Here is a 24,530-nt window from a genome sequence, read left to right on the forward strand (position 1 = left end):
CAACCGGTGCCGGATATCCGGCAAGGCGAATCCGGGATAATATCCGCGCCATGCTGACGCTCCTCCTCCTCACCGCCGCGCCCGTTGCCCTCAGCAGCAAGACCGACTTGCTCGACTTCGAGTATCGTTGGTCGGCCGAGGTGAACAGCGTCCCGGCGCTGCGCCGCCGGTTCCGGGCTGACGCGGCGCGGCAAAAAGCCAAGGGATTGGCGATAGCTCGGGCGGATCGCGAAGCGCGGCTTCGATCTGGCGGTGCACGGCGCGACTGGACGGGCCATATGTTTTCGCGCTCCTGGACGACGGCCGGTTCCACGCCGCGCCTGCTATCGCTGGAAGCGGAGACTGGCGCCTACACCGGCGGCGCGCACGGCAATCGGGGCACCTCGACCCTGCTGTGGGATCGTCGGCGCGGGCGAGAGATCGGATGGGATGCAGTGCTGCTTCGGGCCAACTGGTGGAACGGCGCAATTCGCCAGCCTTTCTGCACGCTGCTGAATCGTGAGCGGTCCAAGCGCCGCCAGGAACCGGTGCAGACAGGGGACCCGTTCTGGAACTGCCCGGAGCTCCGGGAGGTCACCCGAACGCTTGAGGACCGCGACCGCAACGGGCGTCTGGACCACGTCCGGATCACCGCCGATCCCTATGTCGCCGGGGCATATGCCGAGGGTGATTACGTTGTTTCGCTGCCCATCACGACCGCCATGCTGGCCCGCGTGAAGCCGGAATATCGCGCGTCTTTCGAAGCTCAGCCGCCCGTGCAATAATCCGGAACGGGTGCCCGCTGCCCCGGCCCGCGCCGTCGCCACACGCCGTCGCTGAGTAAGTATGCCTCGCCGACCGCGACCCGCCCGAGCAAAGTACAGCCGGCCGTGATCCCGACTTCCCCCGGGCTCACGCCGCGCCGCTGCGCCAAGCCCGTATAAAGCGCGCGCCGCCTGATATTCACCGCCTCGGTCTGGCTCCGCGCAGCACCGGGAATCGCTGCGGACGGCGATGCATAGCCAAGGTAGCCGTCGAACCGTTCACCGACCTGCCCCGCGGCGCGCGCCTGGTTCACCGCCTGCCCGCTCTGCGCCGCAGCCGGCACGGCTATGGCGAGCGCGGCCGCACCAAGCCAACCCCGCCAGCTCACTGATTCGGACCCGGCTGCTGCGGCGCCTGCGGGAAAGCCTCGGGATTTTGATTAATCAGCTGCTCCACGTCGCGCTGCATCCGCACCAGGACTTCCTGGCGAATGGCCACGTTGAGGTTGATCTCGATTGGCTTTTCCGGAGTCTTGACCGAGATGCAGCCGGCCAGCGCGGGCGTCAGCGCTGCGGCCAGAACCAGGCGGGGGAGCGTCTTCATTCGGGATTACCTCGTCGTCGGGGGTTCGGTGGTGACCTGCTCTTCGACAGGTGTCTGGGTCTGTGTCGCTTCCTCTTCGCGGCGGCGGACTTCGGTGGTTATCCCCGGGATGTCCTGCAGCGGAACCTCGAGCGTCGTCGAGATAAGGTCTCGCGGATCACGCACGGCCTTGGCCATCGCGATCAAGGCCCGGAAGGGACCGCGGATGGAAACGTTGAACTTCAGTGGTACGTTGATGATGCCACGGATAAAGCGCTGCGTTCGGGTCGTGCCGGCCAGCGAGACCGCGTCGATGGTCAGCCGGGTGCCGAATTCGCCGGCCAGGTCGCCGTCGAGGCGGATCACCATATTGCCGAACTTGAGGTCGCGCAGGGCCTCGAACGCGATGTTACCCATGGTGCCGAGGTTCGCCTTGTTGACCACGCCATTGTAAGCCAGCCGTCCACCCGGCGCCCGCGATTCCAGCCGACCGCCGACCACCCGACCCCCGTTTTCGTCGAAGATCATCGGCAGGACGCCGTCGAAAATTCCTTCCGCCGTAAGCTCCTCGAAGCCAAAACTTTGCACGAACTGATTGGCGTCCAGGCCGATGACCTGGAACGTCAGACGTTTGGCGCTTGGCCGGCCGAGATTGAGGATCGTCTCCTGCAACACCAGCTCGCCGCCCATGAACGGCCAGCGTCCGCTTTCGATCTTGACCAGCTGACCGGGCAGCAATTGGTAGCGGATGACCCCGTTCTCGACCAGAATACCGGGGTTGATGCCGGCGATGTTCATCACTTGCCCGGGAGCCGTCTCCAGCGCCAGCAGGTCGCTGAAGCGAATAGTGCCGCGCATTCCGGTGACCGGGCCAAAGGCGGCCGCCAGGTCGAGATTGTCGGTCGAAAACTCCCCGGTCGACGTGACCGGCGCGCTGCCCGTCCAATTGATCCGCCCCTGGCCGTAGACCGGGCCGTTGACCAGCGCGACCACGCCTTCGGTCAGGCGGGTTAGCTGGTCCGGCTGGAAACCCCCGGGCGTAAAGCGCAGTCCGGGCACATCGAGAACCGCATTGCCGGTACCGGTCGACAGATTGTGGGCAATCGACACATCGGTGACCTGCGTCCCGGAGGCTGGATGATTAAGCGTGCCGCCGGCGCTGATCCGGTTATCGGCCAAAGTGAAGCTCACGTTTTCGCTGCGTAACGGGTAGAAACGTGGGTTCTCCGCCATATCGCTGGCGATCAGCGCCCCGTCCAGTGTCAGCCGGGATCGATAGAAGAGCCAGTTGCCATTTGCTTCCGACAGCCGGATCGGAACCCGACCGATCACCGCGTCCGCGCCGCTAAAGGTGCCGCGGATGCCGCTGCCGCGGAAGCTGCCTTTCAGGTCATCCGCGTTGATCAAGACCGGCGCGTCAGACTGACCCAGCCGTGCGCGAACCGCATCGAGGTCGAAGCTGCGGCTCTGGTCGAAGGCTGCTCGACCGGCCAGCAGGTTGAAGGGAGATGATCCAAGCCGCCCGTTCAGGCGGAGGTCGGTGGTCGTCGCGCCAAGTTGCAGCGCGCCATTGGGATTGCGCACGATCACCGCCCGGCCTGCCGCGCAAATAGGGATGCTGGTCTGGCCAAGCCGCAAGCCGCCCAGCTGTAACGACGCGAAGCTAATCGGGGTGCAACCGCGGCCGAATTCAATCGCTCCACCGCGCCCGAAACTGCCGCTGATCGGCACGCGCAAGCCACGCACGGCACCGCCCGAAAGCGGCCCGTCCAGCAGTGCCACCGTCGTCACGGACGTCAACCCGTTGGGCTGCGCGGCGAAGCGGATCGGCGCCAGCGCCAGCCGTGCGCCACCCGCCGCATAGGGCGCGATCTCGGCAATGCCGCTCATCGCCGCGCCGCTTCTCGGCTGGCTGAGCGCGACCCTCGCGGTCGGCAGCCCCCCGCCATCGGTTGCGATGTTGCCGTCCACCCGGAGGCGCCCGGTCGGCCAATAGTAAGTGATGCCGTCGCCGCCCGCGACCTGGATCCTCGCACCCGACCGGCTCCGCACATCGGCCGTTTCGATCCTCACCGCGCCGCCCCCGGCGAAATTCACCAAACGCAGCGATCCCCGCGCATCCATTCCCCGCGTTGCGCCGCTGATCGCGCGCGACAGGGCGGCCCCAATCGGCTCGAGGGGCGTGTCGTTCATGCCCTCGAAGGCTGAGGTGAAGCCGGCGGTCAGGTTCGCGTCCATGTCGGCGTTACGCGCCGCATAGTCGGCAACCAGCGCGACATTCCCCTTTCGGGCATCCAGCAGATAACTGCCGTCAAGCAACGTCCGCTCCGCCCTGATCTGCGCCAGCCGCGCGCCGGCCGCTGCCAGCCGGATCGTGCCCAGCACCCGCGTCGGATCGCCGCCGAACGTCAGCGCCCCATTGATCGCTGCCAAGCCATTCTCCCCGGCCTGCAAGGCATTGGCGCTCATCCGCCCGCGCCCAGTGAAGTTCTCGAACGCCTCCGTAAACCGGACATCCACGTCGAAGCGCGGATTGGCGATCGCGACATTGCTGGCCGGACAGCCGAAGCTTGCCGCCGACAGCGGGCCGCTAACCCGCGGTCGCCGCGCCGTGATCGCGACACCGACCGTCGCGCGCAGGCCATTCAGCTCGCAGCGGCCCGGGGCCAGACGCGGAGATGCTGCCGCCAGCCTGCCTCGGAAACCGCCGGTCAAATTACCCGCCCCCTCGACGGCGACGCCCAGCGGGCCAAAGGGGGTCGCAAGCGAGATCGACGTATCCGCCAGATCCACAGTGATGTCGGGCAAGGTGAACGGCTTGCCGCTCGGCGGCGGCAACAGCCGGTCGATCTGGCCCCAGTTTACCCGATTGCCCACGAACCGCCCGTTCAGCCGAACTCCGCGCGCTACCACGCGATAAATCTCGACCCGGCCGTTCCACAGGATCCGCATCTGCATCTGCGCGACCCGCGCCGTCAGGTCGGGCCGCCGAGGATCGCCGATGACGAGGTTGCTGACCTGCTGGGTGCGCAATCCCACGCGGTCGAGGCGATAGGTGGCCTCAACCCCCCGCTTTTCGAACTCGCGCGCCAGGATGTCGGACGCAATCGGGCGGCGCTGGGTCCACAGCACGATCAGGGCGACGATCAGAAGGGCAAGAAAGCCCAGCAGCACATAGCCGAGCAGCCGTGGCCAGCGTCGGCGCGCGACGACGGCCTCCTCGGGAGCTTGCTCAACCGAGTGCTCGTCCATTACGCGTGCCGAACCATTGTCGCCCAGATAACCTCGATCGTCCTTTGTCGTTCCGGCGTCGTACCAGGAGTGAAGTTGCGTGCCACACTCTCAGCCTAGCCTGTTGCCCGCCGACAACAAGCCGACCGGGGCGGAAGGCCACCGCTCCCGGCTCCGCCAACGCCTGCTCGACGGTGGCGGCGAAGCGCTGCTTGACCATGAGCTGGTTGAATATCTCCTGACTCTCGCGGTTCCCCGGCGCGACACCAAGCCGTTGGCAAAGCGGCTTATTTCGGACGCGGGCGGGCTTGGTCCACTGCTAGAAAAGCCGGCCGAGGTGCTTCGTCGCGAAGGGCTGACCGATGGCATGATCGGGGCCCTCGCCATTGCCCGCGCGACTGCGCAACGGCTGCTGGAAACCCGGATCGAGCAGCGGCCCCTGCTGTCCAGCTGGGTCGCGCTTGGCGACTACCTCCAGGCGACGATGGGCCACAAGCTGATCGAAGAGGTCCGCGTGCTGTTCCTCAACGCCAGGAACATCCTGATTGCCAACGAGGCGATGTGGCAGGGGTCGGTCGACGAAGCGGCCGTCCACGTCCGCGAAGTCATCGCCCGCGCCATCGCGCTCGGCGCCACCGCCATCATCATCGTCCACAATCACCCGAGCGGCGACCCCACCCCCAGCCAGGCCGACATCCGCCTCACCCGCGACCTAATCGACGCCGGAAGGCACATGAAGGTGACGGTGCACGACCATGTCATCGTCGGCGCGGGCGGACGGACCAGCATGCGAGCGCAGGGATTGATTTAGGCCGGTGGGGCGTATTGTCCGCTCTCGACCCGAAGCAGACACTCGCGCCCCGTTCGTTGCAGCTAGCGCCCGCTCCTGCTAGCCGCGCTGGCCATGGTCCCCCGCTATTCCCGTCCCGCCATGGCTTCCATCTGGGAGCCCGAGAACCGCTTCCGCATCTGGTTCGACATCGAGGTCTTCGCCGCCGAGGCGATGGGCGAGATCGGGATGATCCCGCGGGAGGATGCGCAGAAGATCGTCGATGCCCACGCGCGCGGCGTGATTGATCCGGTCGATGTGCCCGCGATCGACGCGATCGAGGCGGTCACAAAGCATGACGTGATCGCCTTCCTGACCTGGATCGGCGAGCGCATGGGGCCTGAGAAGCGCTACCTCCACCAGGGCATGACAAGCTCGGACGTGCTCGACACCGCGCTGAACGTACAGTTGACCCAGGCCGCCGATATTCTGCTCGACGACCTCGACGCCCTGCTCGCGGTGCTGGAACGCCGCGCCTTCGAGCACAAGCTGACCCCCACCATCGGCCGCAGCCACGGCATCCATGCCGAGCCGGTCACCTTCGGCCTCAAGCTCGCGCAGGCCCATGCCGAGTTCGCCCGCTGCAAGACGCGGCTCCAGCATGCGCGCGAAGAGATCGCCACCTGCGCCATTTCCGGCGCGGTTGGCACCTTCGCCAATATCGATCCGCGGGTGGAGGAGCATGTCGCCCAGCGCCTCGGCCTTACTCCGGAGCCGACCTCCACCCAGGTCATCCCCCGCGACCGTCACGCCATCTTCTTCGCGACTCTGGGCGTGATCGCCTCGTCGATCGAGCGCCTTGCGGTCGAGGTCCGCCACCTCCAACGTACCGAGGTACTGGAGGCGGAGGAATATTTCTCGCCGGGCCAGAAGGGCAGCTCGGCCATGCCGCACAAGCGCAACCCGGTTCTGACGGAGAACCTCACCGGCCTAGCCCGAATGGTCCGCAGCGCCGTCGTTCCCGCGCTGGAGAATGTCGCGCTTTGGCATGAGCGGGACATCAGCCACTCATCGGTCGAGCGCTTCATCGGCCCCGACGCGACGATCACCCTGGACTTCGCACTGGCGCGGCTGACCGGCGTGATCGACAAGCTCCTGGTCTATCCCGAGCGGATGCAGAAGAATCTCGATCGGATGGGCGGCCTCGTCCATTCCCAGCGCGTGCTCCTCGCCCTGACCCAGGCCGGGCTCAGCCGCGAGGACAGCTATGCGCTGGTCCAGCGCAACGCGATGAAAGTGTGGGAATCGGACGGCCAGCTAAGCCTGCTCGACCTGCTCAAGGCCGACCCTGAGGTCACCGCCGCAATTCCACCCGAAAAGCTCGAGGAAAGCTTCGACCTCGGCTATCATCTTAAGCACATGGACACGATTTTCCGACGCGTGTTCGGCCGCGCCTAACGCAAGCTGTCGTACACTGCGGCTGCGAAATCGTCGGCCTTGATGAAGCCCTCCTGCACCCTGCCGATATAGGGTCCGGCAGGCTTACTCGCGACGACCTGCGCCTTGGTCCGGCCGGCAGCCTTGGCAGCAGCCACCTTGCCCCGCACATCGACCAGCATCGCGCGATAAGCCTCATACTCCTCCCGGGTCGCGACCGGACCGTGGCCGGGAATGATCCTGCCGCCAGCCTTGACCAGCGCCAATCCGCGATCGGCGGCCGCGATCATGCCGTCGATCGACCCGCCGCTCTCCAGGTCGATGAAGGGGAATGTCGCCTTGTGGAAAAACGTATCCCCGGCGTGAAGCGCGTTCGCCTTCTGCCAATAGATCATCGCGTCGCCGTCGGTATGCGCATTGGCGACGTGCACCACCTGCAGCGTGTCGCCGTTGAGGTGAAAGCTGACGCCCTGGTCGAAAGTAATCACCGGCAGCGCGGCCTTGGGCGACGCCTTGATCGTCGTCTTGAAACGGGCACTGATATTGTCGACCGACATGCGCTTGCGAACATTATCTTGCGCCACGATCACGCTGCCCTGCCCGCCAAGCGCCTCGTTCCCACCCGTGTGATCGCCATGCCAGTGCGTATTGATGACGAACCGCACCGGGTCGGGATCAAGCGTTTTCACCGCCGCGACGATCCTGGGCACCAGCGGCGCGAATTGATCGTCGATCAGCACATTGCCGTCTTCGCCGTAGCTGAGGCCGATGTTACCGCCGGCGCCAAACAGGACTGCCACTCCCGGCGCAACCTGCTCCACCTTGATCTCGACCTTCGACAGGTCCTGCTGAGCGGCGGCAGGGGTTGCAAGAAGGATGGTGGCGGCAAGCAGTTGGCGGCGCATGGTTCGTCTCCCGTGTTTGGTCGGAAGACTAGCCGTACCGCGAGGCTTATCAACCCGGCCTAGTGACCTAGCGCGTCCTTTATGCGGGAGAAGAAGCTCTTGCTGGCGGGGCATTCCTCGCCAGTCTCGGTTTCGCGAAACTGGCAGAGCAGTTCCTTCTGCCTGGCGCTGAGCTTGGTCGGCGTTTCGACAAGCACGCGCACCACCAGGTCGCCCCGGCCGCGTCCATTCAGCACGCTCATGCCCGCGCCGCGCTGACGCAGGGTTTCGCCCGACTGCATTCCGACCGGGATCTTCACCTCAATCGGCTTGCCGTCGATGCCGCACAGGGTGATCACGCCGCCGAGCGCCGCCGTCGTGAAGCTCACCGGGCAGTCCGCGACCAGCGTCGTTCCCTCGCGCTGGAAGATGGGATGCCGCTTCAGGTGGACGAACAGGTAGAGATCACCGTTGGGCGCGCCGCGAACGCCCGCTTCGCCCTCCCCCGCAACGCGGATTCGCGTTCCCTCGTCGACCCCGGCCGGCACCTGGATGTTGAGCGAACGACGCTTGAGCAGACGACCCTCTCCCTGACAGGTGGGACAGGGGTCGGCGATGGTGACGCCATGACCGTAACAGGTCGGACACCCGCGCTCGACCACGAAAAAGCCCTGCTGCGCGCGGACCTTGCCGGCGCCGCCGCAGGTCTGGCACCGCTGCGGCACTGCCTCGCCCCGCGCTCCGTCCGCTCCGCACGGCTCGCACGGCTGGAGCGTTTCGATCTCGATCGTCGCCGACTTGCCCGCGAACGCTTCCTCCAGCGTCAGCTCCAGGTCGTAGCGAAGGTCGGCTCCGCGCGCGGCGTTCTGACGCTGCCCGCGGGGGTCCATGAACTCGCCAAAGATCGACGAGAAGATGTCCGAAAAGCCATCGAAACCCTGGCCGTTTCCACCGAACGGCCCGCTTCCGCCATTCTGGAACGCAGCCTTGCCGAACCGGTCGTAGGCTGCCCGCTTCTGCGGGTCCTTCAGGCAATCATAGGCTTCATTGATCGCCTTGAATTTCTGCTCGCGTTCGGAGCAGCCGCCGTGGCGGTCCGGATGGCACTCCATCGCCATTTTCCGGAACGCGGCCTTGATCGCGCGATCGTCCGCGGTCCGCTCGACCCCGAGCAGTTCGTAATAATCGGTTTCAACCATGACGCAGCACCACGCCAGCGGAATGCGCCACCGTCGTGACGATGACGCATCCCACCGTAATTACGCCTTCTTCTCGTCGTCGACTTCGGAAAACTCCGCGTCGACCACTTCCTCCTCATTCGGGGAAGTGCCGGCGTCGGCGGTCTCGGCGCTCGCGGTCTCGGCGCCGCCGGCGGCACCCTGCTGCGATTCATAGATGGCCTGGCCCAGCTTCATTGCCGACTGGGTCAGCGCCTGGACCTTCTGGTTCATCTGGTCCGCATCGCCGCTCTCGACCGCAGTCTTGGCTTCGGCAAGCGCCGTCTCGATCTCACTCTTCACGTCTGGCGAGACCTTGTCGCCATGCTCGGCCAGCTGCCGCTCGGTCGAATGGATCAGGCTTTCGGCATTGTTCTTGGCCTCGGCCGCAGCGCGCCGCTGCTTGTCTTCCTCGGCAAACTGCTCGGCCTGCTTGACCATCTGGTCGATGTCGGAGTCGCTGAGACCGCCGGATGCCTGGATCCGGATCTGCTGTTCCTTGCCGGTGCCCTTGTCCTTGGCCGACACGTTGACGATCCCGTTGGCGTCGATATCGAACGTGACCTCGATCTGCGGCACACCGCGCGGTGCCGGCGGAATGCCGACCAGGTCGAACTGACCAAGCGCCTTGTTGTCGGCCGCCATCTCGCGCTCACCCTGGAACACCCGGATGGTGACCGCATTCTGGTTGTCGTCGGCCGTCGAGAAGACCTGGCTCTTCTTGGTCGGAATGGTCGTGTTGCGGTCGATCATGCGGGTGAACACGCCGCCAAGGGTCTCAATTCCCAGCGACAATGGAGTGACGTCCAGCAGCAGCACGTCCTTGACGTCGCCCTGCAGCACGCCAGCCTGGATTGCCGCACCGATCGCCACCACCTCGTCCGGGTTCACGCCGGTGTGCGGTTCCTTGCCGAAGAACTCCTTTACCACTTCACGCACGCGCGGCATGCGGGTCATGCCACCCACCAGCACCACTTCGTCGATCGCATTGGCGTCGATGCCGGCGTCCTTCAGCGCCTTGCGGCACGGTTCCAGCGTCCGGTCGATCAGCGGACCGACCAGCTTCTCCAGGTCCGCACGAGTGATGGTCTCCACCAGGTGCAGGGGCGTGGTTGCGCCACCCTCCATGCGCGCAGTGATGAACGGCTGGTTGATCTCGGTCGTCGCGGCCGAGGACAACTCGATCTTGGCCTTCTCCGCCGCTTCCTTCAGCCGCTGGAGGGCAAGCCGGTCCGTGCGAAGGTCGATATTCTCCTTCGCCTTGAACTTGTCGGCCAGGTATTCCACGATCTTGGCGTCGAAGTCCTCGCCGCCAAGGAAGGTGTCGCCGTTGGTGGACTTCACCTCGAACACGCCGTCGCCAATTTCGAGCACCGACACGTCGAACGTGCCGCCGCCAAGGTCGTAGACCGCAATCGTCTTGCCGTCGTTCTTCTCGAGGCCATAGGCCAGTGCGGCCGCCGTCGGTTCGTTGATGATGCGCAGGACTTCAAGACCCGCGATCTGGCCCGCGTCCTTGGTCGCCTGGCGCTGCGCGTCGTTGAAGTAGGCCGGGACGGTGATCACCGCCTGGGTCACCGTTTCGCCGAGATAGGCCTCGGCCGATTCCTTCATCTTCTGCAGCGTGAACGCACTGATCTGCGACGGGCTGTAATCCTTGCCGCCCGCATTAACCCACGCGTCGCCGTTCGGACCCTTGACGATCTTGTAGGGCACCAGCTCGGTGTCCTTCTTGGTGATCGGGTCGTCGAAGCGCCGGCCGATCAGGCGCTTCACAGCGAAGATGGTGTTGTCGGGGTTGGTTACCGCCTGGCGCTTCGCCGGCTGCCCGATCAGGCGCTCGCCGTCCTTGGTGAACGCCACCACCGACGGCGTGGTGCGCGCGCCTTCCGAATTCTCGATAACCTTGGGCTTGCCGCCCTCCATCACAGCCACGCAGCTGTTGGTCGTGCCGAGGTCGATCCCGATCACTTTTGCCATAGTTTCCAGTACCTTTCACTCGCCCCCGGGCGCCCCGTCAGGCACGCCCGTCACTTGATGTTTCGGCGGCGATATAGGTGCGCGGAAAGCGGCGACAAGGATTCAAGCAAGCAGATGTTGCAATACGGTTTTGGGGCGGTGTCCGAATGCAACACCGCCACGGGTCACAGCATCGCCATCCCGCCGTTGACGTGCAGGGTCTGCCCGGTGACGTAGCCGGACTCGCGGCTGGCGAGATAAACGATCGCGGCGCCGATATCCTCGCCCGTGCCCATCGCTCCGGACGGGATCTTGGCGAGGATCGCGGCGCGCTGCTGCTCATTCAGTGCATCGGTCATGGCCGAAGTCATGAACCCGGGTGCGACGCAGTTCACCGTGATGTTTCGGCTCGCAAGCTCCTGCGCGACGGCCTTGGTCATGCCCGCAAGACCAGCTTTCGAGGCCACATAGTTGGCCTGTCCCGGGTTGCCGGTCGTGCCCACCACCGAAGTGACGGAGATGATCCGACCGAACCGCGCCTTCATCATCGGCTTGGCGGCAGCGCGCATCAGGCGAAAGGCGGCTTCCAGATTGATCGCGATGACCTGATCGAACTCCTCGTCTTTCATCCGCATGAGGAGGTTGTCGCGGGTTACGCCGGCGTTGTTCACCAGTATGTCGAGTTTGCCTCCAAGTGCTTCGACCGCCCGGGGCACGAGGCCATCCACCGCAGCGCCGTCCGACAGGTTGCACGCAAGTGCCACGTGCTCGCCGCCGAGCTCGTCGCGGAAGGCCTGGAGCTTGCTTTCATTGCTGCCGCTGATCGCCAGCCGCGCGCCCTGCGCCACCAACGCCTTCGCAATGGCCGAACCCAGCCCACCCGAAGCGCCGGTCACCAGCGCGGCCATCCCTGAAAGCTCGAACATGTGTTACCTCTTCGTCATTCCCGCGAAGGCGGGAAGCCGTTTCCCGCTCTTCGCACATTTGAATTTCACGGGACCTGGATCCCCGCCTGCGCGGGGATGACGGCTCAAGCCAACTCTTTCGCCAAAGTCTCGATATCGTCGATCGTGACCACGCTAGTGACCCGGGCATCCGGAACGATGCGCTTGACCATCGGGCCGAGGACCTTGCCGCCCAGCTCGATGAATTCCTCCACGCCTGCGCGGGCCATCTCGGCAACGCTCTCGCGCCAGCGGACCATTCCGGTGACCTGCTCGACCAGCAGCTCGCGAATGCGATCCGGATCGCTGACCGGAGCGGCAATGACGTTGGCGAACACCGGCACGTCCGGAATCGCGATCGTCGTTCCCGCCAGCGCTTCCGCCATCCGGTCGGCGGCCGGCTGCATCAGCGGGCAGTGGAAGGGGGCGGAGACCGGCAGCAGCACGGCGCGCTTGGCCCCGTGATCCTTTGCCAGCCCAACGGCCCGCTCGATCGCGCTCTTGTGACCGGAGATCACCACCTGCGACGGGTCATTGTCGTTGGCCACGGTGCAGATTTCGCCCTCGGCCGCAGCAGCGGCAATGGCCTCGGCCTTTTCCAGGTCCGCCCCGAGCAACGCCGCCATCGCGCCCTGCCCGACCGGCACCGCCGCCTGCATCGCCCGCCCGCGCAGCTTCAACAGCCTAGCTGTCGTGGACAGATCGAAGGAGCCGGCCGCGCACAGCGCCGAATATTCGCCCAGTGAGTGTCCCGCGACGAAGCCCGCCGCCTTTTCCAGCGACACGCCGCCGTCGACCGTAAGCACCCGGAAGACGGCTAACGCGTTCGCCATGATCGCCGGCTGAGCGTTTTCCGTCAGCATCAGCTGATCTTCGGGCCCTTCGCGCATCAACCGCGACAAGCTCTGGCCCAGAGCCTCGTCGACCTCGTCGAAGACATCGCGGGCAGTGCGGCTGGCATCGGCCAACGCCGCGCCCATGCCGACGGATTGGCTGCCCTGACCCGGAAACAGAAATGCGCGCATCAGACTCCCCTGGTGACTGCCCGGCCGGTTAGGCCGGGCCGCGCCGGTTGCCAAGCCGGCACCCGGATGCAAAGCGCGCTTTCATGTCCGAACCGATCCACGCACCGCCCCCGCCGCCACCGCCCGCCAAGCGCCTCAATCGAGGAATGAGCCTGGCGATGGTGATCGGCACCATGATCGGGTCGGGTATCTACCTGTTGCCGACGACCCTTGCGCCCTACGGCCCCAATCTTGTTGTCGCATTCGCGGTGACGATCACCGGGACCATGTGCCTTGCGCTGGTCTTCGCCCGCCTCGCGGCTCGCCTTCCCGGCGGACCGTTCGCTTATGTCGAGGCGGCTTTCGGAGAAACGCCGGCGTTCTTGACGCTGTGGAGCTATCTCGTCTCTCAATGGACCGGCGTCGCGGCCGTCGCCGTCGCTGTCGCTGGAGCGATCGGGTTCGTCCTTCCGCAGGCCTCCTCCGGCATCGGGCTGACCATCGTTGCGCTCGGCTCAATCCTCGTTCTGACGGTCGTCAACCTTACTGGCGCTCGTTCGGCCGGCTGGGTGCAGGTGGTCGCGACCCTCATCAAGATCATTCCGCTCATCGCGGTCGTCCTGCTGGTGGCGGCCCGCTTTGGCTCGGGCCAGCCCGTCGAGCCCCTCGCGCCCGTCCCGGTGACCCTGGCAGGCGTCGCTGCTGCAGCGGCTCTCATGCTTTTCTCACTGACAGGGTTCGAAGCGGCGACCGTGACTGCGAACGTCACGGAAGCATCTGAGCAAACCGTGCCCAAGGCGACCATCATCGGCACTGGCATCACGGGCCTCATCTACCTGACGGCAACCGTTTCGGCCCTGCTCCTCCTGCCGAGCGCGCTGGCCGCAAACAGCACGGCGCCCTTCGCCGACGCCATTTCCCCCATCCTGGGCGGAGCAGCGGGTTCGATCGTGGCGGTGATCGCGGCCATCAGCGCGTTCGGCACGTGCAACGCCCTGTTGCTGCTGTCGGCCGAGGTCGGGCGCTCCATCGCGGGCGCCAACGACTTGCCGCCGATGTTCCGCCAGACCAATTCCGCCGGCGTTCCGGTAGGATCGCTGCTGGTCGGAGCGATCGTCGCCGCTGTGCTGGTGATCGCCTCGACCTCTGACAGCTTTGTCAGCGTCTATGTGTTCATCGCGCTGGTCTCGACGGTTGCAAGCCTGGTCCTTTACGCGGTCTGCGCCGCTGCCACGTTGAAGCTGAAGGTCACCCGCGGCCTGCTGCTGGTGACCGTCCTCGCGCTCCTCTACGCGCTCGCGATGTTCGTCGGGGCAGGCCTCGAAGCGAGCCTATGGGGTCTGGCGCTGGCGCTGGCCGGGTTGCCCGTCCGCTGGCTCAGCCGGCGCTACTCCAACCGCTCGGCGGCGGAGCCGGCAACCTAGCCTCCGGCACCAGCCGTCGCAGCTTCTGCGCGAAACTGCGCAAACAGACTTCGCTCGTGCCAAGCGGCCCCGGCTCGTACGTCGGCGACGCCATCCCCTGCTGCACGCGCGCGATGAGTTCCGTGTCCTCGGCGTTCACGCGCCGGTTGATGCGCCAATTGAGGTAGCGCACCGCCTGCATCTCGCGTCGCCCATCCGGCAGCGCGTAGCTGATCTCACGGATGACGGTCTCGGTCCCGCTGACCGGAAGGAACTGCATGAAATCGACCTGGTCGGGATAGATGTCGAACGCGACGTTCGGCCACAGCTTGTAGTAGAGCCACTTGCGCCGGTGGCTCTCAGGCAGATGCTCGGCCTTGGGCAGATACTTCTGATAGGCGCGTTCGGATGGGTTGGCCGAGGGTTGCTCGACCAGGTCGCCCTCCATCCGGTCGACATGCTCGCCCGCCTCGACCCGGTAACCGCGCCCGAACAAGCGGGTGAGGCCCGGGTGTCCTACCGGAATGTGCAGGCCGTCCGAATAATTGTCGGCGATCGTCTTCCAATTGAGCGCGCGCGGCCGAAGCGTCACTCGCCCGATCGCCCGCAGCTCTTCAAAGCGGTAGGGCGCCACCTCCGCCTCGTGGGGCGCCATCATCTGCGCAACCGATGGGGCTCCGGGCGCAAGGGTCACAAACAGGAAGCCGTGCCACCGCTCCAGCGCCACCGGCACGAGGCCTAGCCGATCCGTGTTCAGGCCGGGATATTCCGACCGGTGCGGCACCCCGACCAAGCGGCCGTCACGGGCATAGCTCCAGCCGTGATAAGGGCAGGTCAGCACCCTGGCGCACCCGGCTTCCCCGTCGACCAGCCGCGATCCGCGATGGCGGCAGAAGTTGGTGAATGCCCGCACCTGCCCATCGTCGCCCCGGATCACGATCACGCTCTCGCCCAAATATTCCAGCGTGCGCCAGTCGCCGGCGTGCCCGATCTCGCTTTCGTGACACACCACCTGCGGCGCCGCGCGAAGAAAGGCCTTTCTCTCAGCCGCAAAGAACTCGGCGTCGTGATACAGCCAGCCCGGCAGGCTCATGCCATCGAGCGGATCGGGAACGGGGCGGAGTTGGGTTGCCATTCGATCGACAGTGCCACGGCACCACTGTCGCTTCAATCAGGAGCCGCAGCTCCAGCGATGGTGGAAGCTGGTAAATCCGGTCTTGCCGCTGGTGATCCGCAGCGTCGCTTGCCAAGTGGCCGACCCCACGCCCTCCTCGATCATCTGCTCGCGCTCGATTTCGACCGCAAAGCTGTCGCCGACGAAGCGTCCGCCCGCAAACAACTCGTCCAGATTCGCGGCTGCTGGCCGAAGGTGGACGATCCGACCCTTCACCTTGACGATGGCGTCGTTGTTCACGGCGTACAACAGCGGCCCCGACCGCCCGTTCTCATCCAGTCCGCATCCGGCCCCAGGCTCCAGCTCGCGTTGGATGTCCGCTTGAGCCAACGGCTCCAGACCCCCGATGGCGGGAGCGGGCGGCGGCTTGGGCGGATCGGGAAGAGGCGTGCCCGGCGGCACAGGCCCTGGGGCTGGGAGCGCGCTCGCGTCTCCACTCCGGATCTGATTGCTCGCAAGCGGCTCCGTGACGGGTTCCGATTGGCAGGCGGCCAGCCCGACCGCGATGATCACGGACACGAGTGCCCGCCCGATGATCAATACCCCATCAGCGCCAAGACTTCGCGGCGGCTGCGTTCGTCCTTGCGGAAGGTGCCCATCATCCGGCTGGTCGTCATCATGACGCCCGGCGTGTTCACTCCGCGCGCGGTCATGCAGGCGTGGCTGGCCTCGATCACCACCGCTACGCCCTTCGGATGCAGATGCTCGCAGATGCAATCCGCGACCTCCGCCGTCAGTCGCTCCTGGACCTGTAGCCTGCGGGCAAAGCCATGCAGTACCCGGGCAAGCTTCGAAATGCCGACGACCCGCGTGTCGGGTAAATAGGCGATATGCGCCTTGCCGATGATCGGCGCCATGTGGTGTTCGCAATGCGACTGGAACGGGATGTCCTTCAGGATCACGATCTCGTCGTAACCCCCGACTTCCTCGAAAGTGCGGGACAGGTGCTCGCCCGGGTCTTCTCGGTATCCGCGGGCATATTCCTTCCAGGCCCGCGCCACCCGCTGCGGCGTGTCGAGCAAGCCCTCACGCTCCGGATCGTCGCCGGCCCAGCGGATCAGGGTTCGAACCGCGTCCGCCACTTCGTTCGGTACCGGGACCTTCGGAGCGGCAGCCACCAGGTCGCCATCGTCCGGAGTTCCGCCACTCACTACCGTCATGCCACCAGCTCCCGCGCGAGTTCGTCAGCCACCGCTGCCACCTGCCCGCGAATATCGGGAACCGCAACAATCTCCCAGTGCCGCCCTTTGGTCAGCGGACCGACCGCCCAAACCCCGTCACCCGCCTTGTTGCGGGCGTCGACCTCCAGCCCCATGCCGAGCCGATCGACCTTAACCGCACCCGCGTCGAGCAGTTGGCGAAGCAGCGGGTCGCTCGTTCGGCGCAACTCGCCCAGGGGACCGGTGCAATTGAAGGCGGCGGCGAACCGTTCGACCCGAACCGACCCCGTGCCGCGCTGCTGGATGGCGGCCGCCAACTCGCCCTGGTCTTCCGTCAGCGACTGCAGTCGGCCAGCGACGATCGTCAATTGGCCGCTCTCGATCAGCTGCTCCAGCTGGCGGCCGATCTGGGGCGCGATGCGGTGACGGTGCACGTCCCACCATGGTCGAGCGTGGCGAAGGAACCGGCGCTGCTGGCGGTCATCGAGATCCTGCCACAAGCGCTGGCTGTGTGGCCGAAGCGAATCGACCGCGGCGCGGAAATCCATATCCTCACTGCATCGCCGGACCCAGCGCCACAGCGCATTGAGGTCGCCCGCCGGCAACTCGCCCCACTCCACGGCGATCGGTTCATGCGGGGCATGCGCTTTTGGGATCAGTCCGCGCCGCGACAAGGCGGTGACCCGTCCTCGATGCCCGGCCGCAACCAGCGACAGAACCGTGTCGATCATGGTCAGCCCGGTGCCCAGGATCAGGACGTCGCGGCCGTCCGCAGCCACCCGGGAAATCGCCTGCTTCGCCCTATCTGCCCAGGGATTATTCACGAACAGGTCGGCCGGCAGTCCCTCCGCGACCTTCAGCGGCACCGGTGGCTGGTTGCCGTTCGCGAGGATTAGTGCCGAGGCCTTTATCAGGCGATCGTCCGCCAGCCGCAGCCGCCAGCCTTCCCCGTCCCGCTCGGCCGCGACCGCAGCGCTGTTTGTGCGCTCCACTCCATTCGAAGCGTCCAGGATGGAGGCGAGATACCGTCCGAACGCGCGGCGCTCCGCGAAGCTGGTTCCGTCATCTTGAAGCCAATCGGCAAAATGGCCCGGAGCCTCCGGCCAGGCGCTCATCTTGCCGCTCGGAACGTTCAGCAGGTGCACGTTTTCGGTCGTGGAATATGCCACGCCCCGCCCCATCCGTCCCGAACCGTCGACCAGCACGCTCGCCACGCCGCGCCGGGCCAGCTGCGCCGCGGTCATTGTTCCGGAAAACCCACCCCCGACGATCACCACCGGCAGCGCCGAGGCGTCAGATCTCATAATCGGGCCACTGCTGCGGATCGTTGGCGCCCGCCCGGCGCTGCTGCATATGATGGTGCAGGCGTACGACCGTGCGTCCGGCCGTCTCCGTGAACCAGCCCGGCACCAGCGCGTGAACGATACAGGCCGCCCCGGCGCCGATCATCTGCAGCCCGATCCGCACCGCGCCGACGCCGTGTTCGGCCCAGCCCATGCCAAGCTTGCGCGGATGATCGGTGAACAGGCGGAGCATTGCTCGTCCTTAGAATAATGGTGACCCCGACAGGATTCGAACCTGTGGCCTACAGATTAGGAATCTGCCGCTCTATCCTGCTGAGCTACGGGGCCGTGGCCGACCGCCCTACAGGACTGAAGCGCCCAAAATCAACGCGCGGGAACGATCTCGACCGATGGCACCGACCGGCGGTGGTGCAGGGCCGGTACGCGGGAGCGAACGTCGGCGATGCGGTGCAAGTCCATGTCGGCAAATCCCAGCCCCGGCGCGCTGTCCATCTCCAGCAGCAATTCGCCCCACGGTCCGGCGACCAGGCTGTGGCCATAGGTCTCGCGGCCGTCTTCGTGCCGGCCGGCCTGAGCGGCTGCCACCACGAACAGCCCGGCCTCGATCGCCCGCGCCCGCAGAAGGATCTGCCAGTGGGCCTGCCCGGTCGGAACGGTAAAGGCGGCGGGCACGGCAATGGTGTCGGCGCCCGACTCCGCCAGCGCTGCGAACAGCGCCGGAAAGCGAAGGTCGTAGCAGATGGTGAGTCCCAGTCTGCCGACCGGTGTGCCTTCGACGACTACCGCCCGTTGGCCTGCTCCATAGACCGCCGACTCGCGCCAGCTCTCGCCGGTGGGCAGGTCGACGTCGAACAGGTGCAGCTTGTCGTAGCGAGCCCGCACCTCGCCGTCCCGATCGATCACGAAACCGCGGTTGGCGAGCTTGCCACCCTCCCCCTTCAGCGCCAGGCTGCCGAGGTGGACCCACAGGCCCGCCCGGGCAGCCGCATCGCGAACGGCGGCAAGCACGCCGTCATCCGCTTCGCTCCGCAGCTTCGGGCCCGCCCGCTCCCGTTCCTTGTCGAGCAGGCCGGACATTTCTGGCGTGAACAGCATCGCCGCACCGCCCGCCCTCGCCTGCTCGACAGCTTCCACCAGCGCCGTGGCGTTACGCTCCGGGTCGATCCCGGTCTGCGCCTGAAGAAGTGCGATTCGGCTCATGCCGCCAGCAGCTGATCCAGTTTGCCCGCGCTATCCAGTGCGTAAAGGTCGTCGCACCCGCCGATATGCCGCCCGTCGATGAAGATCTGCGGTACGGTGGTGCGGCCGGAGCGCTCGATCATCTCGTCGCGCCGGGGCCCGCCGGCATCAAGGCTGATTACCTCGACCTCCGCGCCTTTCTGCCGCAGCAAATCTGAGGCGCGAAAGCAGTAGGGACAGGTGGATTTGCTATACATTTCAACGCGAGCCAAGAATTTGTCTCCATCATGCAGGTTGCGGGTAGCTCTAGCGCAAGCCGCTCTACCGGGCCACCCTTGCCCAGGCGATGAGCTCCACCCGCCGCGCACCGTTCCGCTTCAACAGCCGGGCGCATTCGTCGGCCGTGCTGCCGGTCGTCACCACGTCGTCGACCAGGATGAAATCGAGACCGTTGACGTCCGCTCCTCGGCGCAGGGCAAAGGCGTCCTTCACGGCGGCCCGGCGCTGGCGGGGACTCATGCCCTTCAGCTTGGCCGTCCCGCGCGTCCGTCTGAGCAGCGTCGCGTCGAAAGCATGCCCGCTCATCCTCGCCAAGGCGGCGGCGATCAGCGCGGCCTGATTGAAGCCTCGATTCCACAAGCGCCAGCGGTGCAGCGGGACCGGGATCAGCATCGCGCCCGGCGTCAGTTCACCCAGCGGTCGCCGCATATAGCCGGCCATGGTTCGCGCCAGCGCCGTCTTGCGTCCATACTTCAGGCGAATGGCCATCCGCCGCGCAATATCGCCATAGGCGACGGCCGCTCGAAGCCGGTCCACTGGCTGCCGCCCTTCCGGACAATCGGCGCAGCGCTCGTCCGGGCCAAGCGCACCGCCGCAGCGGTCGCAGCCGTCCGGTTTCGCCTGCTGGAACTGGACCTCCGGCCAACAGCCGGCGCAGAACAGCCCGACCTCGGCCGTGATCATTCCGCAGCCCGCGCACCGCGGCGGCAGCGCGAAGTCCAGTGCTTGGCTCCCGGCCCAGCGAACGGCAGTGACAATCTTCATCGAGCGGGCTTGTCCGCCAGCCTCGCGCGACGCACAAGCCCTGCCCGATGACCGAACCCCTGTTCGACCGCTCAGCACTGGAGCAGCGCCGCCGCCGGGCATTGGCGACCGGCCCCCGTCTGTTCCTTGCCGAGCGCGCGCTGGACGATATCGCCGAGCGGCTCTCGCTCGTCCGCCGCCAGTTCGACCGGCCGCTCGTCGTCGGCCTGCCAGACTCGGCGCTCGCGGAACCGCTCGGCCTGGGTTCGGGCCTGCGCTCCGTCCCCGATCTTGATGCCATCGCCGCGATCGAGCCCGGAAGCGTCGACCTGCTCCTTGTTCTCGGTCAGCTCGACACGGTCGAGGATCCGCCCGGCGTGTTGCAGGTGCTCCGTCATTGGCTTGCTCCCGGCGCGCTGCTCGCCGGGGTGGTTCCGGGTGGCGACACCCTGCCCGTCCTGCGCAGCGCCCTGCTCGCGGCCGACCGGCTCGCCGGCGGCGCCTCCCCGCGAGCCCACCCGCGGCTGGAGGCGGCGGCCCTGGCGGGGCTGCTGGGAAGCAGCGGGTTTGTTGAGCCAGTGGTCGATATCGATCGAGTGCGCCTGCGCTATCGCCGAGTGGACGACCTTGTCGCCGACCTGCGCGGCATGGGCGCGACCAACGTCCTGTCACAACGCAATCGACGGCCGCTGACCCGCACCCAGAAAGACGCCGCCAGCCAGGCCTTTGCCGCCGCCGGTGACGAACGCGGGACCGTCGAGACGGTGGAACTCATTCACTTCGCGGCATGGGTGCCCGGACAATAAAGATGGTTAGCAAGAGGCTAACTCCGCTCCGCCTACGACTTGTTAACCTGACGTAACTAATTCTCGTCGCGTGGACGTGGACCAGAGGAGGGTGGCGTGGACGCTATCCGAACAACGCTGCGCAAGCTGCTCCGGTCGGAGCAGGGTGCGACGGCAATTGAATATGGATTGATTGTTTCGCTGCTTGCGGTGGCTTGCATCGGCGCCTTTCAGGCGCTCGGCGGCGGGTCCGACGGCATGTGGACCAAGATCAGCAACGAAGTCACTAACGCGATGGACAATTAAGCGAAGCGGCGCACTTTCCAGCCGGAAGGTGCGCCGCATAGGTGGACTTCGATCAGCGCGGAAGCTTAGCGGGACCGCGTCCCATAGACCACGAGCTTGACCCGCTGACCGGGTACCAGCCGGCTGTTCGCAGCCAGGCCGTTCAGCGATGCGAAGCGCTCGACCCGATAATCACGGTAGGCCATCCGGTTGCCGAGAGACTGAACCGTGTCGCCCGGCCGCACCGTCACGACGTCGATCACCCGCGGCCGAATCGCCGCCGCTTCCGCCGGGCTGATGCGACGAACCGAATTCACCATCGGTGTAAACTGCCCGACACCCTGCCCACCGCGGGTCAGCGTGACGAAGTGATACGCCCGATCACGAGCGAATTCGTAGGCGAAGAAACTGACATCGACCAATCCGGACGAGGTGTTGGCACGGCCGATGAAATATTCGGTCGGAAGCCCATTCACCGTGGTCCGCCCGCGATCGACCACTTGCACCTGGACCCGTCCGCCGGTCAGCTGATTCAGCTCCTGCGCGATATAGGCCTGGAGATTACCATTGTACCGGCCGGTCGAAAACTGCGCCTTGCCCGCCGTTCCACCCGACACGGTCACCGCATCCGTGCTGTTCTGCATCAGGTACCCGGTCGGCACCGTGAATTGCAGTCTCAGGTCCGGATGCGTGAAGGTCCGACCATCGATGATACCCTGGGCCGGGTCGTCGTCGACCGTTATCCCGTCCAGCTGGTTCAGGAACTGATCGCGATTGGTCAGGCCAGTCCCCGCTCGTCCGGTCTGGCGGGCGAGGGCGGAGGCCTGCGCCACGCGGTTGGCCGAGTTGGGGTGGGTCTGCGCCCATTCCGGCGTTTCGCGCTGGTCGCGGCCCTGGACGCGAAGCTGCAGCGCGTCGGCGCGCCCGAGCGCCGCAAGCATGGTGGCGGACGCCGCCGGATCATAGCCGGCGCGGGCAAGATATCCGATCCCGAGCCGGTCGGCGTCATATTCCTGTGCGCGGGTGAATTGCAGCGTGCGCAACTGCGACCCCGTCTGGAGCAGCTGGCCAAGCGCGCTGCCGATCCCGCCGCCGACTACGCTACCCAGGATCGCACCCAGGACGCTGCCGATCGAATTGGTGCGGCTGGCCGACTGGCGGGCCTGCGCATGATTGGCCGCGACGTGGCCGACCTCATGCCCGACGACGAAGGCCAGCTCCGCCTCGTTGTTCATCAATCCCATCAGCTGCCGGGTGATGTAGATGTAACCGCCCGGCACCGCGAACGCGTTCTCAACGGCTGAGTTCAACGCCGTGAAGCGGAATGCCTGCGGATTAACGCCGGAGTAGTTCGCCATCCGGCGACCGACCTGATCGACATAAGCCGCGCGCGGGCCGGTTTCCGCCCCGCCGAATTCCTGGATCAGCGCCGGGTGCTGCTGCTGCGCCTCCTGCACGTAACGGGCCGGAAGATTGCGGACAGCCTGGGCGGAGGCGGCGACCGGCACCACCGCCGTCGCGGCCGCCGAAAGCATGAGAATGGTCTTGATCATGTTGTTCCCGTTACGAATGGCTCGTTTTCGCCACCCTGAACGGGTTTGACCGACGGCGGTTCCGATCAGCCGATGGCCAGGAACTTCTCCCGCCGCGCCTTGAGCAGCTCATCCCCGCTCATGGATGCAGTCCGATCCAGCTCATCCGTGACCGCATCCTTGAGGTTGGCAATCGCCGCGGCCGGATCGCGGTGGGCCCCGCCCAGGGGTTCCGGAATGACCCGGTCCACGACACCCAGGGACTGAAGGTCGGAAGCGGTGATCCGCATCGCTTCGGCCGCATCCGCCGCCTTGTCCGCGGTGCGCCACAGGATGGAGGCGCAGCCCTCCGGCGAAATAACAGAATAGACTGCATGCTCGAACATCATCACGCGATTTGCGGCAGCAATCGCGATCGCGCCGCCTGAACCGCCTTCGCCCACGACCGCGGCAATGAACGGGACGCGCAGCTGCAGGCCGGCCTCCGTCGAACGGGCAATCGCTTCGGCCTGGCCGCGCTCTTCGGCCTGAACGCCCGGGAAGGCGCCGGACGTATCGACCAGGCTGACCAGCGGCAGCCCGAAGCGGTCGGCCAACTGCATCAGGCGGATCGCCTTGCGATAGCCCTCGGGCTTGGCCATGCCGAAATTATGCTTGAGGCGGCTGGCCGTGTCGTCGCCCTTTTCATGGCCGATCAGGACGACCCGGCGCCCGTCGATACGGGCCAGTCCACCGACGATCGCCTCGTCATTGGCAAACGCCCGGTCACCGGCCAGCGGAATAAACTCATCCGTGAGGCCGGCGACATAATCCTTGAAGTGCGGCCGGTCGGGATGGCGGGCAACCTGCGCCTTCTGCCAAGGCGTCAACCGTCCATAGGTTTCTTTCAGAAGCCGCTCGGCCTTGGCTTGAAGCCGCTCGATCTCCGGATCGATATCGATCTCGCCGTTGCTTGCGGTTTCGCGAAGTTCGGCGACCCGCGCCTCCAGTTCGGCGATCGGCTTTTCGAAGTCCAGGAAGTTCAACATATGGGTGGCGCGGCTAGACGCCCCGGCGGTCGGTGGCAAGCGGATGGCGCTGGTTGACCAGCTCGACCAGCCGGGCGCTGTCCACGTGCGTGTAGATCTGGGTGGTCGCGATATCGGCATGTCCCAGCAGCGCCTGAAGCACACGAAGGTCCGCGCCGTTGCTCAGCAGGTGGGTTGCGAAGGCGTGCCGCAACACATGCGGGCTGACGCGATCGGGCGCGATGCCCGCCAAGGACGCCATCTCCCGGACTAGCTGGAACAGTCGCACCCGGCTGAGGTGGGACTTGCCACCGGGGAACAGCCAGGCGCCCCCCTTGGGGACATACGGCAGCCAGTTGGCCACCGCCGCGTGCGACCGTTCGGAGATCGGGACCAGCCGCTCCTTGGCGCCTTTGCCGCGCAGGATCAGGAAGGGCTGCCCCTCCCGAAGCGCGCCCCGGGGCAGGCTGACCAACTCCGTCGCGCGTAATCCCGACCCATAAAGCAGTTCCAGCAAGGCAAGATTGCGCAAGGCCGTCGGCTGGCCGCTCGCCGCGCGATCCTCCGCCTCCCGGAACATCGCCTCGACCTCATACGGGTCGAGTATTCGCGGCAGCGGGCGTTCGGTCGCCGGTCGCGGCAGAGCGCTCGAGGGATCGTCCGCGCGCAGTCCTTCGTCGTGAAGAAAGCCGTAGAATCGCCTCAGCGCCGCCGACCGCCGGGCCACGGTTGATGGTGCAAGTTCGGCCCATGCCGCACCCAGTTTGGCCAACTCGTCACTGCCGGCAGCCCCGAGCGGATGCACGGTTGCCGCCGCCGCTTCCAGGTCGGCACGATAGGCCAGAAGTGTGTTGCGAGCTGCACCCGCCTCGGCCGCCAGCATGTCGAGGAATCGATCGACCAACGC

At 66.2% G+C, this 24,530-nt stretch carries 25 protein-coding genes and 1 tRNA gene; 6 read left to right on the forward strand and 20 right to left on the reverse strand.

The genetic code is table 11. The features are described 5' to 3' along the window. Positions 1-50: 50 nt before the first annotated feature. Positions 51-764 carry a polysaccharide deacetylase family protein gene (locus AC4GYS_RS11545; protein ID WP_491109221.1) on the forward strand — a complete coding sequence of 238 codons (714 nt, stop codon included), beginning with the start codon at positions 51-53 and terminating at the stop codon, positions 762-764. Here AC4GYS_RS11545 and AC4GYS_RS11550 read toward each other — a convergent pair. The 3 genes from AC4GYS_RS11550 to AC4GYS_RS11560 are packed head-to-tail and all read right to left on the reverse strand — an operon-like array spanning position 746 to position 4,578. Then, positions 746-1,132 (reverse strand): YdbL family probable chaperone protein, encoded by a 387-nt coding sequence (locus tag AC4GYS_RS11550; protein ID WP_491109222.1) that lies wholly within the window; start codon positions 1,130-1,132, stop codon positions 746-748. The genes AC4GYS_RS11545 and AC4GYS_RS11550 overlap by 19 nt on opposite strands. Beyond that, positions 1,129-1,347: a YnbE family lipoprotein gene (locus tag AC4GYS_RS11555; protein ID WP_491109223.1), complete on the reverse strand. Its 219-nt coding sequence runs from the start codon at positions 1,345-1,347 to the stop codon at positions 1,129-1,131. The genes AC4GYS_RS11550 and AC4GYS_RS11555 overlap by 4 nt, the downstream gene beginning before the upstream one ends. Before the next feature lie 6 nt (positions 1,348-1,353). After that, entirely contained in the window at positions 1,354-4,578 is a 3,225-nt protein-coding gene (locus AC4GYS_RS11560) for an intermembrane phospholipid transport protein YdbH family protein (protein ID WP_491109224.1), read from the reverse strand. A gap of 79 nt (positions 4,579-4,657) precedes the next feature. On the opposite strand from AC4GYS_RS11560, the gene radC reads away from it, so the two are divergent. Both radC and purB read left to right on the forward strand, forming a co-directional pair. After that, a complete protein-coding gene (radC, locus tag AC4GYS_RS11565; RefSeq protein WP_491109225.1) occupies positions 4,658-5,368 on the forward strand; it encodes a RadC family protein in 711 nt (236 codons plus the stop codon). A 93-nt stretch (positions 5,369-5,461) separates the two neighbouring features. Then, positions 5,462-6,784, forward strand: a complete 1,323-nt coding sequence (gene purB, locus AC4GYS_RS11570) for an adenylosuccinate lyase (protein ID WP_491109226.1) — start codon at positions 5,462-5,464, stop codon at positions 6,782-6,784. On the opposite strand, the gene AC4GYS_RS11575 is transcribed toward purB, so the two are convergent. The 5 genes from AC4GYS_RS11575 to fabD form a co-directional block, all read right to left on the reverse strand. After that, positions 6,781-7,668 (reverse strand): MBL fold metallo-hydrolase, encoded by an 888-nt coding sequence (locus AC4GYS_RS11575; RefSeq protein WP_491109227.1) that lies wholly within the window; start codon positions 7,666-7,668, stop codon positions 6,781-6,783. The genes purB and AC4GYS_RS11575 overlap by 4 nt on opposite strands. Positions 7,669-7,727: 59 nt before the next feature. Next, positions 7,728-8,846 (reverse strand): molecular chaperone DnaJ, encoded by a 1,119-nt coding sequence (gene dnaJ, locus AC4GYS_RS11580; RefSeq protein WP_491109228.1) that lies wholly within the window; start codon positions 8,844-8,846, stop codon positions 7,728-7,730. Between the two features lie 60 nt (positions 8,847-8,906). Beyond that, entirely contained in the window at positions 8,907-10,844 is a 1,938-nt protein-coding gene (gene dnaK / locus AC4GYS_RS11585) for a molecular chaperone DnaK (protein ID WP_491109229.1), read from the reverse strand. 164 nt (positions 10,845-11,008) lie between these two features. Next, positions 11,009-11,749 (reverse strand): 3-oxoacyl-[acyl-carrier-protein] reductase, encoded by a 741-nt coding sequence (fabG, locus tag AC4GYS_RS11590; protein WP_491109230.1) that lies wholly within the window; start codon positions 11,747-11,749, stop codon positions 11,009-11,011. A gap of 104 nt (positions 11,750-11,853) precedes the next feature. Further along, positions 11,854-12,792 carry an ACP S-malonyltransferase gene (fabD, locus tag AC4GYS_RS11595; RefSeq protein ID WP_491109231.1) on the reverse strand — a complete coding sequence of 313 codons (939 nt, stop codon included), beginning with the start codon at positions 12,790-12,792 and terminating at the stop codon, positions 11,854-11,856. A gap of 83 nt (positions 12,793-12,875) precedes the next feature. Between fabD and AC4GYS_RS11600 the strand changes: the two genes are divergently transcribed. Next, positions 12,876-14,195, forward strand: a complete 1,320-nt coding sequence (locus AC4GYS_RS11600; protein WP_491109232.1) for an APC family permease — start codon at positions 12,876-12,878, stop codon at positions 14,193-14,195. Here the strand turns inward: AC4GYS_RS11600 and AC4GYS_RS11605 are convergent. The 9 genes from AC4GYS_RS11605 to AC4GYS_RS11645 form a co-directional block, all read right to left on the reverse strand. Further along, entirely contained in the window at positions 14,149-15,309 is a 1,161-nt protein-coding gene (locus AC4GYS_RS11605) for an aromatic ring-hydroxylating oxygenase subunit alpha (protein ID WP_491109233.1), read from the reverse strand. The two genes, AC4GYS_RS11600 and AC4GYS_RS11605, sit on opposite strands and share 47 nt — an antisense overlap. A gap of 36 nt (positions 15,310-15,345) precedes the next feature. Then, positions 15,346-15,867 carry a hypothetical protein gene (locus tag AC4GYS_RS11610; protein WP_491109234.1) on the reverse strand — a complete coding sequence of 174 codons (522 nt, stop codon included), beginning with the start codon at positions 15,865-15,867 and terminating at the stop codon, positions 15,346-15,348. A gap of 17 nt (positions 15,868-15,884) precedes the next feature. Beyond that, positions 15,885-16,508, reverse strand: a complete 624-nt coding sequence (gene folE / locus AC4GYS_RS11615) for a GTP cyclohydrolase I FolE (RefSeq protein ID WP_491109235.1) — start codon at positions 16,506-16,508, stop codon at positions 15,885-15,887. Next, complete coding sequence (locus AC4GYS_RS11620) at positions 16,505-17,812, reverse strand: FAD/NAD(P)-binding protein (RefSeq protein ID WP_491109236.1); 1,308 nt, start codon at positions 17,810-17,812, stop codon at positions 16,505-16,507. The genes folE and AC4GYS_RS11620 overlap by 4 nt, the downstream gene beginning before the upstream one ends. After that, positions 17,802-18,044 (reverse strand): DUF6356 family protein, encoded by a 243-nt coding sequence (locus AC4GYS_RS11625; protein ID WP_491109237.1) that lies wholly within the window; start codon positions 18,042-18,044, stop codon positions 17,802-17,804. Before AC4GYS_RS11625 ends, AC4GYS_RS11620 begins: the two co-directional genes overlap by 11 nt. 18 nt (positions 18,045-18,062) lie before the next feature. Further along, positions 18,063-18,139: transfer RNA gene (locus AC4GYS_RS11630), tRNA-Arg, on the reverse strand. A 36-nt stretch (positions 18,140-18,175) separates the two neighbouring features. Then, positions 18,176-19,012, reverse strand: a complete 837-nt coding sequence (locus AC4GYS_RS11635) for a carbon-nitrogen hydrolase family protein (RefSeq protein ID WP_491109238.1) — start codon at positions 19,010-19,012, stop codon at positions 18,176-18,178. Further along, complete coding sequence (gene grxC, locus AC4GYS_RS11640) at positions 19,009-19,263, reverse strand: glutaredoxin 3 (RefSeq protein ID WP_491109239.1); 255 nt, start codon at positions 19,261-19,263, stop codon at positions 19,009-19,011. The genes AC4GYS_RS11635 and grxC overlap by 4 nt, the downstream gene beginning before the upstream one ends. A gap of 49 nt (positions 19,264-19,312) precedes the next feature. Then, complete coding sequence (locus AC4GYS_RS11645; RefSeq protein ID WP_491109240.1) at positions 19,313-20,035, reverse strand: ComF family protein; 723 nt, start codon at positions 20,033-20,035, stop codon at positions 19,313-19,315. 47 nt (positions 20,036-20,082) lie between these two features. Between AC4GYS_RS11645 and AC4GYS_RS11650 the strand changes: the two genes are divergently transcribed. Together AC4GYS_RS11650 and AC4GYS_RS11655 are read left to right on the forward strand one after the other, a co-directional pair. After that, on the forward strand, positions 20,083-20,820 hold the full coding sequence (locus AC4GYS_RS11650) for a hypothetical protein (RefSeq protein ID WP_491109241.1): 738 nt from the start codon (positions 20,083-20,085) through the stop codon (positions 20,818-20,820). Between the two features lie 96 nt (positions 20,821-20,916). Further along, a complete protein-coding gene (locus tag AC4GYS_RS11655; protein WP_491109242.1) occupies positions 20,917-21,105 on the forward strand; it encodes a Flp family type IVb pilin in 189 nt (62 codons plus the stop codon). A gap of 65 nt (positions 21,106-21,170) precedes the next feature. On the opposite strand, the gene AC4GYS_RS11660 is transcribed toward AC4GYS_RS11655, so the two are convergent. The 3 genes from AC4GYS_RS11660 to AC4GYS_RS11670 all read right to left on the reverse strand — a co-directional run bounded on the left by AC4GYS_RS11660 (position 21,171) and on the right by AC4GYS_RS11670 (position 24,506). Beyond that, on the reverse strand, positions 21,171-22,637 hold the full coding sequence (locus AC4GYS_RS11660; protein WP_491109243.1) for a M48 family metalloprotease: 1,467 nt from the start codon (positions 22,635-22,637) through the stop codon (positions 21,171-21,173). Positions 22,638-22,702: 65 nt separating this feature from the next. Then, entirely contained in the window at positions 22,703-23,644 is a 942-nt protein-coding gene (locus AC4GYS_RS11665; RefSeq protein ID WP_491109244.1) for an acetyl-CoA carboxylase carboxyltransferase subunit alpha, read from the reverse strand. 13 nt (positions 23,645-23,657) lie between these two features. Continuing rightward, positions 23,658-24,506: a tyrosine-type recombinase/integrase gene (locus tag AC4GYS_RS11670; protein ID WP_491109414.1), complete on the reverse strand. Its 849-nt coding sequence runs from the start codon at positions 24,504-24,506 to the stop codon at positions 23,658-23,660. Positions 24,507-24,530 lie beyond the last annotated feature (24 nt).

The sequence above is a fragment of the Sphingomonas sp. SP1 genome (genome assembly GCF_058313395.1).

Excerpts from the sequence above, each read along its gene's own strand:
- AC4GYS_RS11545 (WP_491109221.1), top strand. The coding sequence starts at position 51 with ATGCTGACGCTCCTCCTCCTCACCGCCGCGCCCGTTGCCCTCAGCAGC.
- AC4GYS_RS11555 (WP_491109223.1), bottom strand. The coding sequence starts at position 1,347 with ATGAAGACGCTCCCCCGCCTGGTTCTGGCCGCAGCGCTGACGCCCGCG.
- AC4GYS_RS11560 (WP_491109224.1), bottom strand. The coding sequence starts at position 4,578 with ATGGACGAGCACTCGGTTGAGCAAGCTCCCGAGGAGGCCGTCGTCGCG.
- purB (WP_491109226.1), top strand. The coding sequence starts at position 5,462 with ATGGTCCCCCGCTATTCCCGTCCCGCCATGGCTTCCATCTGGGAGCCC.
- AC4GYS_RS11575 (WP_491109227.1), bottom strand. The coding sequence starts at position 7,668 with ATGCGCCGCCAACTGCTTGCCGCCACCATCCTTCTTGCAACCCCTGCC.
- dnaJ (WP_491109228.1), bottom strand. The coding sequence starts at position 8,846 with ATGGTTGAAACCGATTATTACGAACTGCTCGGGGTCGAGCGGACCGCG.
- dnaK (WP_491109229.1), bottom strand. The coding sequence starts at position 10,844 with ATGGCAAAAGTGATCGGGATCGACCTCGGCACGACCAACAGCTGCGTG.
- fabG (WP_491109230.1), bottom strand. The coding sequence starts at position 11,749 with ATGTTCGAGCTTTCAGGGATGGCCGCGCTGGTGACCGGCGCTTCGGGT.
- fabD (WP_491109231.1), bottom strand. The coding sequence starts at position 12,792 with ATGCGCGCATTTCTGTTTCCGGGTCAGGGCAGCCAATCCGTCGGCATG.
- AC4GYS_RS11600 (WP_491109232.1), top strand. The coding sequence starts at position 12,876 with ATGTCCGAACCGATCCACGCACCGCCCCCGCCGCCACCGCCCGCCAAG.
- AC4GYS_RS11605 (WP_491109233.1), bottom strand. The coding sequence starts at position 15,309 with ATGGCAACCCAACTCCGCCCCGTTCCCGATCCGCTCGATGGCATGAGC.
- folE (WP_491109235.1), bottom strand. The coding sequence starts at position 16,508 with ATGACGGTAGTGAGTGGCGGAACTCCGGACGATGGCGACCTGGTGGCT.
- AC4GYS_RS11620 (WP_491109236.1), bottom strand. The coding sequence starts at position 17,812 with ATGAGATCTGACGCCTCGGCGCTGCCGGTGGTGATCGTCGGGGGTGGG.
- AC4GYS_RS11625 (WP_491109237.1), bottom strand. The coding sequence starts at position 18,044 with ATGCTCCGCCTGTTCACCGATCATCCGCGCAAGCTTGGCATGGGCTGG.
- AC4GYS_RS11635 (WP_491109238.1), bottom strand. The coding sequence starts at position 19,012 with ATGAGCCGAATCGCACTTCTTCAGGCGCAGACCGGGATCGACCCGGAG.
- AC4GYS_RS11645 (WP_491109240.1), bottom strand. The coding sequence starts at position 20,035 with ATGAAGATTGTCACTGCCGTTCGCTGGGCCGGGAGCCAAGCACTGGAC.
- AC4GYS_RS11650 (WP_491109241.1), top strand. The coding sequence starts at position 20,083 with ATGACCGAACCCCTGTTCGACCGCTCAGCACTGGAGCAGCGCCGCCGC.
- AC4GYS_RS11660 (WP_491109243.1), bottom strand. The coding sequence starts at position 22,637 with ATGATCAAGACCATTCTCATGCTTTCGGCGGCCGCGACGGCGGTGGTG.
- AC4GYS_RS11665 (WP_491109244.1), bottom strand. The coding sequence starts at position 23,644 with ATGTTGAACTTCCTGGACTTCGAAAAGCCGATCGCCGAACTGGAGGCG.
- AC4GYS_RS11670 (WP_491109414.1), bottom strand. The coding sequence starts at position 24,506 with ATGCTGGCGGCCGAGGCGGGTGCAGCTCGCAACACACTTCTGGCCTAT.